This is a genomic window from Variibacter gotjawalensis, assembly GCF_002355335.1.
GTDB lineage: Bacteria > Pseudomonadota > Alphaproteobacteria > Rhizobiales > Xanthobacteraceae > Variibacter > Variibacter gotjawalensis.
The window spans coordinates 4549304-4563655 of the sequence record NZ_AP014946.1 but is presented as its reverse complement, the minus strand read 5'-3'; the positions used below and the strand labels follow the sequence as shown (position 1 = coordinate 4563655).

Below are 14352 nucleotides of genomic sequence, written 5' to 3'. Positions count from 1 at the left end.
TAGCCTAGCCTTACGCCGACTGCGCCACGCCGGTGCATTAAATATGTGTAAGAGTGCGATGGAGATTACGCCGATCTAGGTAGATTGTCCTCTGCTACGTTTTAAGGAGATTGCATGAACGCGCCGCTCGATCCTCGCTACGGCTCGAACCGCATTATCCGCGCACCGCGCGGACCGGAGAAATCCTGCAAGAGCTGGCTGACCGAAGCCGCCTTCCGGATGATCCAGAACAATCTCGATCCGGATGTCGCCGAGGACCCGAAGAACCTCGTCGTCTACGGCGGCATCGGCCGCGCGGCGCGCAATTGGGAATGCTTCGACCAGATCCTCGCGTCGCTCAAAGCTCTGAACGACGACGAGTCGCTGCTGGTTCAATCCGGCAAGCCAGTCGGCGTGTTCAAGACCCATCCGGATGCGCCACGCGTTCTCATCGCGAACTCCAATCTCGTGCCCCGCTGGGCAAACTGGGAGCATTTCAACGAGCTCGATCGCAAGGGCCTGTTCATGTACGGCCAGATGACGGCCGGAAGTTGGATTTACATCGGCAGCCAAGGGATCGTGCAGGGCACCTACGAGACCTTCGCGGAGGCGGGGCGCCAGCATTACGGCGGCAGTCTCGTCGGGCGTTGGATTTTGACCGCCGGTCTTGGCGGCATGGGCGGCGCACAGCCGCTCGCCGCGACCTTCGCCGGCGCGGTGTCGCTGGTCGTCGAGTGTCAGCAATCGAGCATCGATTTTCGCCTGCGCACGCGATACATCGACAAACAGGCGCGCGATCTCGATGACGCGATTGCGCTGATCAAGCAGCATACGGCCGCGAAGGAAGCGGTCTCGATCGCGTTGCTCGGAAATGCGGCTGAGATTTTCCCAGAGCTGGTGCGGCGCGCGAAGGCGGGCGAAATCAAGCCGGATCTCGTGACCGATCAGACCTCGGCGCATGATCTCATCAACGGCTATCTGCCCCTCGGCTGGACCGTGGCGGAGTGGAAAAGCGCGCAGCGCGACCCCGCGCAGCATAAGCGTTTGACTGACGAGGCTTCCGACGCCTGCGTCGCGCACGTTCAGGCGATGCTGGATTTCAAGACGCTCGGGATTCCTGTCGTCGACTACGGCAACAACATTCGCCAGGTCGCGAAGGATCGCGGCCTCGCCAACGCGTTCGATTTTCCGGGCTTCGTGCCGGCCTACGTGCGGCCGCTGTTTTGCGAGGGCAAGGGCCCGTTCCGCTGGGTCGCGCTCTCGGGCGATCCGGAGGACATTTATAAGACTGACGCGAAGATCAAAGAGTTGTTCCCCGAGAACAAGCATGTGCATCGCTGGCTCGACATGGCGCGCGAGCGCATCAGTTTCCAAGGGCTTCCGGCGCGCATCTGCTGGCTCGGCCTCGGCGAGCGCGACAAAGCCGGCCTCGCCTTCAACGAGATGGTAAAGTCGGGCGAACTCAAAGCGCCGATCGTGATCGGCCGCGACCATCTCGATACGGGGTCAGTTGCCAGCCCGAACCGCGAGACGGAGTCGATGCGCGACGGGACGGACGCGGTGAGCGACTGGCCGCTACTCAACGCGCTGCTCAACACATCGGGCGGCGCGACGTGGGTCAGCCTGCATCACGGCGGCGGCGTCGGCATGGGCTTCTCGCAGCACTGCGGCATGGTGATCGTCGCGGACGGCACGGATGCGGCTGCGAAGCGCCTTGCCCGCGTCCTGGTCAACGACTCCGGATCGGGCGTGATGCGTCACGCTGATGCGGGCTACGAGCTCGCGATCGAGACCGCGAAGAAGCAACACCTCAATCTGCCAATGATCAATCGCGAGGCTTGAGTGGAAGCGTTCTCGATCGAGACGTTGCCTGCAACGCCGTGGAGGAACGGCGGCGGGGTAACGCGCGAGATTGCGGTGTCGCCGCCCGGCGCCGGGTTCGGCGATTTTCTGTGGCGTGTCAGTCTCGCGACGGTTGCGGCGGATGGGCCGTTCTCGGTGTTCGCCGGAATCGATCGGCAGATCATGTTGATCGAGGGCGAGGGCCTGCAGTTGCGCTCGGATGATGGAGCCATCGATCATCGGCTCGACACGCCGCATGAGCCGTTTTCGTTCAGCGGAGACGTCGCGATCCACGGAACGTTGATCGCAGGCAAGACGCTCGACTTCAACGTGATGAGTCGGCGTGGTTTCGGTACGCCGGAGCTGCGGGTCGAGACCGAGACGACGACGCTGAAGGTTGCACCCTGCGGTGTGCTGCTGTGCCTTGCGGGCGGCTGGGATGTTGCGGGGCATGAGTTGCGCAAGGGTGACGGCCTGCGTTGGATCGATGCGCCGGTGGCGCGGCGACTCGTGCCAGATGGCTCCGACGCGGCGATTGCGGTGGCGACTTGGCGACCGATCGGAGACTAGATGATGCGGAATTTTTCTAACCTCCCGTCGGCTGATGGCGTTTGGACGAACCTCCGTTCGGTCGAGGGACGTGATGTCGCGATCGTCGTCGAGAACGGCGTCATTCGGTGGACCGGGGTGGTCACGGCGATTCCGGCTGAGTATGCGGCTGCGAAGAAGCACGACGGCGGCGGCGCGCTGGTGACGCCGGGGCTCATCGATTGCCACACGCATTTAGTCTACGGAGGGAAGCGCGCCAACGAATTCGCGATGCGGCTCGCAGGCGCGACCTACGAGGAAGTCTCGCGCGCTGGCGGCGGCATCGTCTCGAGCGTCAAGGCGACGCGCGCGGCGAGCGAAGAGGAGTTGTTCGCGAGCGGCGCGGCGCGGCTCGAAGAGCTGCTCGCCGAGGGCGTCTGTGCGATCGAGATCAAGTCCGGCTACGGTCTCGCGCTGGAGCACGAGCGCAAGCAATTGCGCGTCGCGCGCAAGCTCGGCGAAGCTTATGGCGTCACGGTGCGCGCGACGTTTCTCGGTGCGCATGCTTTGCCTCCTGAATATGCGGGGCGTAGCGGCGACTACATCGATCTTGTCTGCAACGAGATGATGCCGGCGCTTGCGGCCGAGGGATTGATCGATGCGGTCGATGCCTTCTGCGAGAATATTGCCTTCTCGGTGGCGGAGACGGAACGCGTGTTTCAAGCAGCACAGGCGTTGGGCTTGCGCGTGAAGCTGCATGCGGAGCAATTGACCGATCAGGGCGGTGCGATCCTCGCGGCGCGTTACGATGCACTCTCGTGCGATCACATCGAGTATCTTTCGCAAGCCGGCGTCGACGCGATGGCGAAGGCCGGATGCGTTGCGGTGCTGCTGCCGGCGGCGTTCTATACGCTGCGTGAAAAGCAGCACCCGCCGGTCGCGGCGCTCCGTGCGGCCGGCGTGCCGATCGCGGTGTCGACCGATCACAATCCGGGGACGTCGCCGTGTCTCAGTTTGCTGCTGACGATGAACATGGCCTGCACACTGTTTCGTTTGACGGTCGATGAAGTGCTCGCCGGTGTTACGACAAACGCGGCGCGCGCACTCGATCTTCAAGATACGCACGGCACGATCGCGGCGCGGCGGCCGGCGAACTTCCTGCTTTGGAATGTCGGCGAAGCGGCGGAACTTGCGTATTGGTTCGGTCAGCGGCCGGTGCGCACGATTGTGCGGCAAGGCCGCATCGCGAATTGGCGTTGACGCGCAGACGTTTCGTCTCTCAGCGAGAATGAAACTTTTTTGTTGCGCGATGCGCAGCAAAATTCGCAGCGTGCGATTCCACTGTCGGGAAATCATTTCGCGGAAAGAGACAGGACCATGCGCGGAGTGCGCATGACGAAGCAACGACGCGCAGCGATTGCCGGACTGAGAGAATTTCCATCTCGTTGACAACAGGCGTCCGGTGCAACGAACATTGCGTTCGTCGAATGAGTATATTCGACGTCAACCATCGCAGGATGGCAGGAGCTTTTGATCGCGATGACTGATGCCAACATCATCTTGGCTCGCATGAATGGGACGAACAGACACGGCGCGCCGATGTCGTGTCGATGTTCGTGATCCCTTCGATCCGTTCTCAATTTTGATCACAGGCTGCCGCGCGCAGCCGACACCTCTTTAGGACAGAAACATGCTCTCTCGTCGCACGCTGCTTGCCGCCACGGCTGCGCTTGCCTTGCCGTCAACCGGTTCGTTCGCGCAGGCCAATAAAGAACTCCGTATCGGCTATCAGAAATCCGGCGTGTGGGTCATCGCACGCCAACAACAATTGCTGGAGAAGCGCTTCGCCAAACACGGGCTCGGCGTGAAATGGATCGAGTTCACGTCCGGACCGCCGCTGCTCGAAGCCATCAATGCCGGCGCGGTCGATATCGGCGGCGTCGGCGATTCACCTCCGATTTTCGCGCAGGCCGCAGGAGCCGCGATCGTCTACGTGGCGGGCGTGCCGGTGAACAACGGGCAGGCGATCGTCGTCAAGCCGAACTCGCGCATTCGCGACCTCAAGGATCTCAAAGGCGCGCGCGTCGCGTTCACGAAGGGATCCGAGTGCGCATAACGTGGTGATCGCCGCGCTGGCGAAAGCAGGGCTCGGTTACGACGACATCACGCCGACGTATCTGAGTCCGCCGGACGCCGGAGCGGCGTTCGCGCGTGACGCCGTCGACGCTTGGGCGGTGTGGGATCCGTATCTCGCGATTGCCGAGAAGACGCAGAACGCACGCATTCTCGCGAAAGGCCAGGATGTCGAGAAGTCGTTCGCATTCTACATCGCCAATAGAGACTATGCGGCGCGCTCGCCGCTGCTCGTGCGAGAGTCGCTCGATGCTCTCGATGAGGCGGGGCGCTGGGCGGAAGCCAATCGCGACGAGGTCGCGAAGACACTGGCGGCGGTGACCGGCGTTCCGCTCGAAGCGCAAACGCTCGCGGCGAGCCGCGCCACGTTCCCGTCAGGCCGTATCACCGAAGAGATTGTCGCGTCACAGCAACGCATCGCCGACCGCTATCACAAACTCGGTTTGATCCCGCGCAAGATCGCGGTGCGCGAAGCCGTGTGGAGCGGCGCGCAATCGTAACCCAACGTTTTTCATCAACGCATCCAAGGATATTCCAATGAACATTTTCTCCGCTCTCAAAACGCTTGCGCTATCGGCGCTGATCGCCGGTGCGCCGCTGACGATCGCGTCGGCGCAAGACAAGGTCGTGCGCGTCGGCTTTCAGAAATACGGCAACGTCATTCTGTTGAAGGGGAAGGGCTCGCTCGAGAAGAAGCTCGCGCCGCTCGGCTATCGCGTCGAGTGGAAGGAGTTTCCGTCAGGACCGCCGCTGATCGAAGCGCTGAATGTCGGCGCGATCGATTTCGGGCACACGGGCGAATCGCCGCCGATCTTCGGGCAGGCCGCCGGCGCGCCGTTCGTCTACGTCGCGCATGAACCGCCGGCGCCGAAAGGCGAGGCGATCCTCGTGCCGAAGAATAGCCCGATCAAGACACTCGGCGAATTGAAGGGCAAGAAGGTCGCGCTCAACAAGGGTTCGAACGTCCACTATCTCCTTGTGCGCGCGCTCGAAAGCGCGGGCGTCAAGTATTCGGAGATCGAGCCGATCTTCCTCGCGCCGGCCGACGCACGCGCCGCATTCGAGCGCGGCGCGGTCGATGCGTGGGTGATTTGGGATCCCTTCCAGGCGGCGGCAGAAGTCGCAACGCAGGCGCGGACGCTCGCGGATGGCACGGGATTAGCGCCAAACCATCAATTCTATCTCGCGCATCAGAAATTCGCCGATACGAATCCGCAAGTGATTGACACGATCGTCTCGGCCATTGGCGAGATCGATCAGTGGGCGAGCGGTAACGAGCGCGCGGTCGCGGAAGAACTCAGCCCAGGCATCGGTATTCCGGCGCCCATCCTGGAAATCGCGTTGAAGCGCCAGACCTACGGGATCAAGCCGCTCGATACGTCAGTCGTCGCCGAACAGCAGAAGATCGCGGACACGTTCTTCGCGCTCGGTCTGTTGCCGAAGCCGATCTTGGTTTCCTCGATCGTGCGAAAGGCCGGATCATGAGCATCGTGAAAGCAACATCCGCCAACGTTCTCTGGTTTCTGCCGACGCATGGCGATGGGCGTTATCTCGGAACATCTGTCGGTGCGCGTCCGGTCGATCTAAATTATCTGCGTCAGATCGCGCAGGCGGCGGACGATCTCGGCTACTTCGGCGTGCTGCTGCCGACGGGGCGAAGCTGCGAGGACTCGTGGGTCGTCGCCTCCGCGCTGGCGTCGGTTACGCAGCGGCTCCGTTTCCTCGTCGCGGTGCGGCCCGGATTGCTGTCGCCGACACTGGCGGCACGCATGACGGCGACGCTCGATCGCATTTCGAACGGGCGTTTGCTGATCAACGTCGTGACGGGCGGCGATCCGGTGGAGAATGCGGGAGATGGGGTATTCCTCTCGCACGACGAACGCTACGAGGTCACCAACGAGTTCCTCGCCATCTACAACGGGCTGCTGTCCGGCGAGATCGTGAATTATGCGGGCAAGCACCTGAGGGTCGAAGATGGCCGCCTGCTGTTTCCCGCCTATCAGAAACCACGGCCGCCGCTCTACTTCGGCGGTTCGTCACCGGCAGCGACCGATGTCGCCGCGGCAACGATCGACAAATACCTCACTTGGGGTGAGCCGCCCGCGCAGGTGGCCGAGAAGCTCGGCGTCGTTGCGGCGGCGGCGCGCGAGAAGGGCCGCCAAGTCAGCTTCGGTATTCGCCTGCACGTCATCGTGCGCGAGACGAATGCGGAGGCGTGGCGCGCGGCCGACGAACTCATCAGTCATGTCAGCGATGACACGATCGCGGCCGCGCAGAAGACGTTCAGCCGCATGGACTCGGTCGGCCAAAAGCGCATGCAGGAGCTGCATGGCGGGCGGCGCGACAAGCTCGAAGTGAGCCCCAATCTGTGGGCCGGTGTCGGGCTCGTACGCGGCGGCGCCGGGACGGCGCTCGTCGGCGATCCCGAAACGGTTGCGGCGCGCATCAAGGAATACATGAGCATCGGCATCGATACCTTCATCCTTTCGGGTTATCCGCATCTCGAAGAAGCCTATCGCTTCGCCGAACTCGTGTTCCCGCTGCTGCCGCTTGGCCATCGCAGCAACGTCGTCGATTTTCCGCACGCGAATAACGGGCCGTTCGGCGAGACGATCGCGAACGACCGTCTGCCGCAGCGGCAGACCGCGTCGCGCTCGTGAGGTGACGTGATGGCATCTCGTACGAATAGCAGCGCCTTCGAAGGCGTGACGCAGTGGCTCTTGCCGGTCGCGATTCTCGCGATCTGGCAGGCGTTGTCGGCGGTCGGATTCATTCCGTCGCGCGTTCTGCCGGCGCCGAGCGATGTCGTGATCGCGGGCTGGAAGCTGCTGCTCAGCGGCGAGCTTCCGCGCAACATGTGGGTCAGCTTCTGGCGCGCTTTCGCCGGCTTCCTCATCGGCGGCGGTATCGGCTTCGCGTTCGGTCTCGCCAACGGATTGTCCGCGCGCTCCGAAAAGGTGTTCGACTCGACGCTGCAGATGGTGCGCAACATTCCGCACCTCGCGCTGATCCCGCTGGTGATCCTGTGGTTCGGCATCGACGAAGAGGCGAAGCTCTTCCTCGTCGCGCTCGGTGTGTTCTTCCCGATCTACATCAACACGTTCCACGGCATTCGTACCGTGGACCCGCAGCTGATCGAGATGGGGCGCATCTACGGCATGACACCGGCGACGCTGTTCCGCCGCGTGATCCTGCCGGGCGCGCTGCCCTCGATCTTCGTTGGCTTGCGCTTTGCGCTCGGCATCATGTGGTTGACGCTGATCGTCGCCGAGACGATCTCGGCTTCGTCGGGGCTCGGCTACATGGCGATGCAGGCGCGTGAGTTCCTGCTGGTCGATATCGTCGTGCTTTCGATCTTGATTTACGCGCTGCTCGGCAAACTAGCCGATTCCGTCGCGCGTCTGCTGGAACGGCTTTCGCTCCAGTGGCATCCCGCATTCCAAACGCGCTGAGGACACAATGGCTATCGCGACTCTTCCTTTTACGTTGCTGGAGCGCACCGAGGTCGTGCGCCCAGAACCGCAGATCCATACGCGGCAGGCTATCGGCGGCGCGCGTGTCGAGATCGGCGGCGTCAAGAAATCGTTCGGCGAGAACGAGGTGCTGCGCGGACTGAGTCTCTCGATCCCGGCGGGCCAGTTCGTCGCCGTGATCGGGCGCAGCGGCTGCGGCAAGAGCACGTTGCTACGGCTCATCGCAGATCTCGAACGGCCGAGCAGCGGGACGCTTTCGCTTGCCGGCGCGAACGGCGGCAAAGCGTCGACGCGCATCGTTTTCCAGGAACATCGCCTGCTGCCGTGGGCGCGCGTCGTCGAGAATGTCGAGGTCGGCCTTGGCGACACACCGCCCGCCGAACGCCGCGCGACGGCTCTGGCGATGCTGGCAGAGGTCGGGCTCGAAAGCCGCGCGAACGATTGGCCTTCGGTGCTCTCCGGCGGCCAACGGCAGCGTGTTGCGCTTGCGCGTGCGCTGGCGAGCCGTCCGCAGCTGATGGCGCTCGACGAACCGCTCGGCGCGCTCGACGCTTTGACGCGGATCGAGATGCAGTCGCTGATCGAGCGCATCTGGTTGCGTCAGGGATTCACGGCGGTTCTCGTCACACACGATGTCGCCGAAGCGCTGGCGCTGGCGGATCGCGTCGTGCTCATCGACGAAGGGCGCATAACGCTCGATGTCTCGGTGCCGCTCGAACGTCCGCGCCGCCGCGGCTCCGTGGAGCTCGCAAAGCTTGAGGGCAAAATCCTCGATCAATTGCTGAAGAAGGATCACGATGGTGACGAGACACATTCGCATCCATGAAGTGAGTTCGGCGGAGCCGCACGATCCGCTGCGCTTGAGCGACACGAACGTCTCGCTGTTCAAGAGTGGGATGCGGCGACTCGCCTCCGGCGTCACCGTCGTGACGACCGCGCATGAGAACAAGCAATACGGCCTCGTGTCGACGGGCTTGACGTCGGTTTCGGCGGAGCCGCCGGTGCTGCTCATCTGCATCAATCAGGCTGCAACAAGCCATGACCCGATCGCGCGGTCCGGTCGCTTCTGCGTCAACGTGCTGCGCGCCGGCGACGAAGCATTGGCGAAGCGTTTCGGCGATCCTGCGCAGCGGTCGAAGCGGTTCCTCAGCCGCGAATGGCAAACGCTTGCGACCGGAGCGCCGGCCTTGGTCGGCTCGCTCGCGAGTTTCGACTGCATCGTAACGCGGGCGCTGGCGGCCGATAGCCACACGGTTTTCTTCGGCCGCGTCGCCGACGTGCGCTTGTGGAGCGAGGAAGTGGATCCGTTGCTCTATTGGGACGGCGCGTATCGGCAGCCGGAATGAGCTTCGCCGTATCGGCCTTTTTGCGTGGGAGCTATGCATTGACTTCGGATCGATCGTTTCTAAATCAACCGCAGTCAATGACGACGTGGTGAGACACATGCTGACGAAGACGAATTCGAAGCTTCTTTCCCCTTATAAACTCGGAAACATCACGCTCGCCAACCGGGTCGTCATGGCGCCGTTGACGCGAAATCGCGCCGGGGCCGGGTTCGTTCCGTCCGAATTATCTGTCATCTATTATGCGCAGCGCGCGTCGGCCGGTTTGATCGTGACCGAGGCAACCCAGATCAGCCAGCAAGGGCAGGGTTATCAGGACACGCCCGGCATCTACTCGAAAGAGCAAATCGCGGGCTGGAAGAAAGTCACCGATGCCGTGCATGCGCGCGGCGGACATATCGTCGTGCAGCTCTGGCATGTCGGCCGTATCTCGCATACGTCGCTGCAGAAGGATGGCGCGGCTCCGGTCGCTCCCTCGGCCGTGCGCGCGAAGGCGAAGACTTTCGTCGGCGGCACATTCGCGGACGTATCGGAGCCGCGTGCTCTGACGACGGACGAGATCGCCGCGGCGGTGAAAGATTATGCGCAGGCCGCGCGGAATGCGGTCGAGGCCGGGTTCGACGGCGTCGAGATTCACGGCGCGAACGGATATCTGATCGACCAATTCCTCCGCGACGGGATCAACAAGCGCACCGACAATTATGGTGGTTCGATCGAGAACCGCGCGCGGTTTCTGCTCGAAGTCGTCGATGCTGTCGTGGCGGCGATCGGCAAGGAGCGCGTAGGCATTCGTTTGTCGCCGGTGACGCCGGCGAACGATGCGGCGGACAGCGACCCACAGCCGCTGTTCGACTATGTCGCGGATGAACTCGGCAAGCGCAAGATCGCGTTCATCCATGTCATCGAAGGCGCCACAGGCGGCGCACGCGACAACATCGCGTTCGACTATGCGTCGGTGCGCAAGCGCTTCGGCGGAACGTATATCGCCAACAACGGCTACGAGGAGACGCTGGCGACGGCAGCGCTCGATGAGGATCGCGCGGACCTCATCGCGTTCGGAAAGCCGTTCATCGCCAATCCGGATTTGGTCGAGCGCTTCCGAGATGGCGCGCCGCTCGCGCAGCCCGATAAAGCCACCTTCTACGGCGGTGACGCACGGGGCTATACGGATTATCCGACGCACGCCTAGCGCTGCGGCTTTCCGCGTCCGGACGCACGGGCGCGGATGAGGCCGATTGCGTTGGCGAGGCCGGCGTCGACGAGCCGTTCTGGTTTCCACACGCAGTGTGTCTCCGAAAGGATTCCGGTTTGATCGATCGGAATGAAAACGGCGCCTGCGAGTGCAGAATTCCGCAAAGAACGCGGCACCAGCGCGACACCGGTGCCGCTTGCGACTAGGGATACCACGCTTAGCCAGATCGCGACTTCATGACGAACCCTCGGCGCGAAACCGGCGGCGAGACAGGTGCCGATGATCGACTCGTAGTAGGCGGGTGATCCGCGGCGCTGGAACAACACGAAATCGTCTTGGGCGAGCTGCGCAAGCTTGATGCGCTTTTGCTTGGCGAGACGATGCGTCGCCGGCAGGCACGCGACGAACGGCTCGGCGTGATAACGGAAACCATCGAGGCCTGCGGGCGTCTCGTGGCCATGAATGAAGCCGAGGTCGATCTCGTCGCGCTGGATGGCTTCGATCTGATCGACCGACCCCATTTCGCGCAGCTTGATGTCGATCAGCGGGAGCTTCTTCGAAAAGTCCGCAAGAATGTCGGGTAGTCCGCGATATAGCATCGAGCCGCCGAAGCCGACGCGAAGCACGCCGGCCTGTCCGTCGGCGACAGAACGCACTTGGCGTTTGATCTCGTCGATGCGGCGGAGCAGCGCGAAGGCTTCGTTGCGCAACGCAAGTCCGGCCGGCGTGAGCTCGACCGCGCGCGTGTTGCGGGTGAACAACCGAGCGTCGAGTTCAGACTCGAGTTGCTTAATCGCGTAACTCAGGGGCGGCTGCGACAACGAGAGCTTTTTAGCGGCGCGGCCGAAATGCTTCTCTTCGGCCAGTACCGTGAAATAGCGCAGCTTGCGGACGTCCATTACGGCACTCCGTTGATATAAATTCGGTCTCAATTCAACCAAAAGCGATATTGGACTGTATCGGCCGCAGGCTCAATAATCTCCCGAAAGAGTTCGCGGATCAGCGCGGACCGAGGGAGGACCGATGTTTTCGAAGGTTTTGGCGCAATGCGCGGCGGCGATTGGCGTGGCGATGCTTTCGGCACTGCCCGCGCAAGCGCAGTTTCCCGAGCGCCCGATCAAGCTCGTAATTCCGTTCACGGCCGGCGGCCCGACCGATGCGCTCGGCCGTGCTCTCGCGGGCGCGATGCAGTCGCGGATCGGCCAGCCGGTTGTCGTGGAGAACAAGGCAGGTGCGGGCGGCAACATCGCGGCGGACTTCGTTTCCAATGCTGCGCCCGATGGATACACGCTGATGCTCGGCACATCGGGGCCGCTGGTCATCAACGTTAGCCTCTACAAGAAGCTTGCTTACGATCCGATCAAAAGCTTTGACCCAATCATCATGATCGGCGCATTGCCCAACGTGATCGTCGCGCATCCGAGTTTCCCTGCGAAGACGATCGCGGAGCTGGTTGCGTATAGCAAGGCTCACAAAGGCGCGCTTAGCTTTTCGCATGCCGGCGTCGGCGGTTCGACGCATCTTGCCGGCGTAATGTTTAATCAGCAGACCGGCACGGATCTCGTGCAGGTCGCATATCGCGGCGCATCGCAGGCGATGCAGGATTTGATCGGCGGGCAGGTGCAGCTGAGCATTCTCGATGTCTATCTCGCGGCGCCGCAAGTGAAGGCCGGCACAATGAAGGCGCTCGGTGTCACGGCCGGCCGCCGCACGCCGATCATGCCGGATGTGCCGACGCTCGACGAGCAGGGGATCAAGGGCTTCGATTCCAGCGTTATATTCGGTATCGTCGCGCCGAAGGGAACGCCCGCGGATATCGTCGCGAAACTCAACGCAACACTTGCGGCGGTGCTCGACGATCCGGCCACGAAGATGTTGCTGGATAACCAAGGCATCGTGCGCGCGCCGTCAACCGACGCGGCGTATCTGTCGCAGTATATGAGCACTGAAATTCCGAAATGGCGCGACGTCATCAAGTCGGTCGGCATTGAACAACAATAACGCGCGAAGGAGATTCATATGAATATCGCAGTCCGTCCCGACGCAGCGAGCTTGCTCAGCGGCCGCGCCGCAACCAACAAACGTTCCGAGCACCTCGCGCCAACCGCGAAAGGGCTTAACTTCTTCGAGGTCGACCACAGTCTGCGCAGCTTGCTTCCGCTCTACATGGACGGACCGCTGCTGCAGCACCTGACGCCGCACCTGAGCGAACTCGGCGCGCTTGGTGGCGGCAAGCTCGGCGAGCTTTCTGACGCCGCGGAGCGGCATCCTCCGGTGCTGCATTATCGTGACCAGTTCGGGCGCGACGAAGAGTGGATCGAATACCATCCGTCGTATCGTGGCATGGAGGAGCTCGGCTTCGGCAAATTCGGCATGCACGCAATGACGAACCGCGCCGGCGTGATGGGCTGGGATGCGCCGATGCCGGAACTCGCGAAGTTCGTGTTCTTCTATTTGTTCGCACAGGCGGAGTTCGGGCTCTTGTGCCCGATCAGCCTTGCGGACTGTTCGTCGGAACTTGTGCGCCGCTACGGTAGCGAGGAGCTGAAAGCGAAGTATCTCGCCGACATGATCAGCCAAGATCTGACGCAGCTGAAGAAGTCCGCGCAATTCATGACCGAGAAAGCGGGCGGCTCGGACGTTGGCGCGAATGAACTCACGGCGGTGCGCGAGGGCGATCACTGGCGGCTCTACGGCGAGAAGTGGTTTTGCTCGCACACGGACGCCGATCTCGCCGTATTGTTGGCGCGGCCCGAAGGCGCGCCGGCCGGCGGGCGCGGGCTCGGCCTGTTTCTGATGCCGAAGACTCTCGACGACGGAACGCGCAATGCGTATCGCATCGCGCGCCTCAAAGACAAACTCGGCAGCAAGACGATGGCTAGCGGCGAAATCCGCTTCGAAGGGGCGATCGCCTACGAACTTGGCCAGCTCGATCAGGGCCTCAAGCACATGCTCGGTATGGTCAATACGGGCCGCGTCTCGCATGCGGCCCGCGCTGCCGGCATGATGCGCCGCTGCCTCAACGAGGCGCTGCAAACGGCGCGGCACCGCAACGCCTTCGGCAAAACGATCATTGAGTATCCGCTGCTGCGGCGCCAACTGCTCAAGATCATGATCCCGACCGAGCAGGCGCTTTCGGCTGTGCTCTACGCATCGCTTGCGGCGAACAAGGCGGAGACGGATAAGAAGTCCGAAATGATCCTGCGCATCATGACGCCGATCACGAAATATCGTGCGTGCCGCGACAACGTGACGGTGGCGGGCGGTGCGCTCGAGGTGCGCGGCGGCAACGGCTATATCGAGGACTGGCCGAACGCGCGATTGGTGCGCGACGCTTATCTCGGCGTGATTTGGGACGGTACGAGCAATATCGTGTCGCTCGATGTCATTAATCGTGCGATCGCGAAGTCCGGTGCCGATAAACACTTGCGCGAGGACATTTCGGATCGCCTCGCCGACGCTGCCGGAATTCCGGGGCAGTTCCGCACGCGGCTCGAAGGCGGGCTTGCGGACGCGTTCGACTTCGCGAGCCAAGTTGCAAAGAGCCGGCAATACGAACGCTTCAGCCGCGTCGCGGCCGGCAAGCTTTATCACGCGCTGACGGCAGCATTGATGGCCACCGAGGGCCGTCACCTCGGCATGAAGGGCGGCGACGCGCGTCGCATGGTGATGTCGCGCTTCGTACTCGAACATCGCTTGCACAAATCGACGCCGACCCAGCTGACAAATTTCGACTGGGAGGAGAAGGCGATCGACGCGCTGCTCTCTGACGATCCAATCTCGATGGACGATGCGTCAGCGCTGTTGGTGGCTTGATAGCGGCGGGCGGATTTTTCTGCCCGCATCAATCTGCGGCTGTGTG

At 62.7% G+C, this 14352-nt stretch carries 12 protein-coding genes and 1 pseudogene; 12 read left to right on the top strand and 1 reads right to left on the bottom strand.

Annotated features, from left to right (window positions below; translation table 11 throughout):
- Nucleotides 1-114: 114 nt before the first annotated feature.
- From hutU to GJW30_RS22300, 10 genes and pseudogenes are all read left to right on the top strand, one after another.
- Nucleotides 115-1821 (top strand): urocanate hydratase, encoded by a 1707-nt coding sequence (hutU, locus tag GJW30_RS22345; protein WP_096358546.1) that lies wholly within the window; start codon nt 115-117, stop codon nt 1819-1821.
- A complete protein-coding gene (locus tag GJW30_RS22340; RefSeq protein WP_096358545.1) occupies nt 1822-2391 on the top strand; it encodes a HutD/Ves family protein in 570 nt (189 codons plus the stop codon).
- On the top strand, nt 2392-3609 hold the full coding sequence (gene hutI, locus GJW30_RS22335) for an imidazolonepropionase (protein WP_197703753.1): 1218 nt from the start codon (nt 2392-2394) through the stop codon (nt 3607-3609). It begins immediately after the preceding gene.
- Nucleotides 3610-4039: 430 nt separating this feature from the next.
- Nucleotides 4040-4982 (top strand): annotated as a pseudogene (locus GJW30_RS22330) (sulfonate ABC transporter substrate-binding protein).
- A gap of 37 nt (nt 4983-5019) precedes the next feature.
- Nucleotides 5020-5967, top strand: a complete 948-nt coding sequence (locus GJW30_RS22325; RefSeq protein ID WP_096358544.1) for a sulfonate ABC transporter substrate-binding protein — start codon at nt 5020-5022, stop codon at nt 5965-5967.
- Nucleotides 5964-7142 carry an FMNH2-dependent alkanesulfonate monooxygenase gene (gene ssuD, locus GJW30_RS22320; protein ID WP_165391600.1) on the top strand — a complete coding sequence of 393 codons (1179 nt, stop codon included), beginning with the start codon at nt 5964-5966 and terminating at the stop codon, nt 7140-7142. The genes GJW30_RS22325 and ssuD overlap by 4 nt, the downstream gene beginning before the upstream one ends.
- Nucleotides 7143-7151: 9 nt before the next feature.
- Nucleotides 7152-7934, top strand: coding sequence for an aliphatic sulfonate ABC transporter permease SsuC (gene ssuC / locus GJW30_RS22315; protein ID WP_096358543.1), 783 nt, complete (start codon nt 7152-7154; stop codon nt 7932-7934).
- 7 nt (nt 7935-7941) lie between these two features.
- Entirely contained in the window at nt 7942-8781 is an 840-nt protein-coding gene (locus GJW30_RS22310; RefSeq protein WP_096358542.1) for an ATP-binding cassette domain-containing protein, read from the top strand.
- A complete protein-coding gene (locus GJW30_RS22305) occupies nt 8753-9301 on the top strand; it encodes a flavin reductase family protein (protein WP_096358541.1) in 549 nt (182 codons plus the stop codon). Before GJW30_RS22310 ends, GJW30_RS22305 begins: the two co-directional genes overlap by 29 nt.
- 97 nt (nt 9302-9398) lie before the next feature.
- Nucleotides 9399-10487, top strand: coding sequence for an alkene reductase (locus GJW30_RS22300; RefSeq protein ID WP_096358540.1), 1089 nt, complete (start codon nt 9399-9401; stop codon nt 10485-10487).
- On the opposite strand, the gene GJW30_RS22295 is transcribed toward GJW30_RS22300, so the two are convergent.
- Complete coding sequence (locus GJW30_RS22295; RefSeq protein ID WP_096358539.1) at nt 10484-11389, bottom strand: LysR family transcriptional regulator; 906 nt, start codon at nt 11387-11389, stop codon at nt 10484-10486. The genes GJW30_RS22300 and GJW30_RS22295 overlap by 4 nt on opposite strands.
- Before the next feature lie 124 nt (nt 11390-11513).
- Here GJW30_RS22295 and GJW30_RS22290 point away from each other — a divergent pair, with 124 nt between their 5' ends.
- Both GJW30_RS22290 and GJW30_RS22285 read left to right on the top strand, forming a co-directional pair.
- Nucleotides 11514-12491: a Bug family tripartite tricarboxylate transporter substrate binding protein gene (locus GJW30_RS22290; protein ID WP_096358538.1), complete on the top strand. Its 978-nt coding sequence runs from the start codon at nt 11514-11516 to the stop codon at nt 12489-12491.
- 18 nt (nt 12492-12509) lie between these two features.
- On the top strand, nt 12510-14306 hold the full coding sequence (locus GJW30_RS22285; protein WP_096358537.1) for an acyl-CoA dehydrogenase family protein: 1797 nt from the start codon (nt 12510-12512) through the stop codon (nt 14304-14306).
- Nucleotides 14307-14352 lie beyond the last annotated feature (46 nt).

Coding starts and splice junctions, on each gene's coding strand:
- hutI (WP_197703753.1), top strand. CDS start 2,392: ATGATGCGGAATTTTTCTAACCTCCCGTCGGCTGATGGCGTTTGGACG.
- ssuD (WP_165391600.1), top strand. CDS start 5,964: ATGAGCATCGTGAAAGCAACATCCGCCAACGTTCTCTGGTTTCTGCCG.
- GJW30_RS22310 (WP_096358542.1), top strand. CDS start 7,942: ATGGCTATCGCGACTCTTCCTTTTACGTTGCTGGAGCGCACCGAGGTC.
- GJW30_RS22285 (WP_096358537.1), top strand. CDS start 12,510: ATGAATATCGCAGTCCGTCCCGACGCAGCGAGCTTGCTCAGCGGCCGC.
- GJW30_RS22305 (WP_096358541.1), top strand. CDS start 8,753: ATGGTGACGAGACACATTCGCATCCATGAAGTGAGTTCGGCGGAGCCG.
- ssuC (WP_096358543.1), top strand. CDS start 7,152: ATGGCATCTCGTACGAATAGCAGCGCCTTCGAAGGCGTGACGCAGTGG.
- GJW30_RS22300 (WP_096358540.1), top strand. CDS start 9,399: ATGCTGACGAAGACGAATTCGAAGCTTCTTTCCCCTTATAAACTCGGA.
- GJW30_RS22295 (WP_096358539.1), bottom strand. CDS start 11,389: ATGGACGTCCGCAAGCTGCGCTATTTCACGGTACTGGCCGAAGAGAAG.
- GJW30_RS22325 (WP_096358544.1), top strand. CDS start 5,020: ATGAACATTTTCTCCGCTCTCAAAACGCTTGCGCTATCGGCGCTGATC.
- GJW30_RS22290 (WP_096358538.1), top strand. CDS start 11,514: ATGTTTTCGAAGGTTTTGGCGCAATGCGCGGCGGCGATTGGCGTGGCG.
- hutU (WP_096358546.1), top strand. CDS start 115: ATGAACGCGCCGCTCGATCCTCGCTACGGCTCGAACCGCATTATCCGC.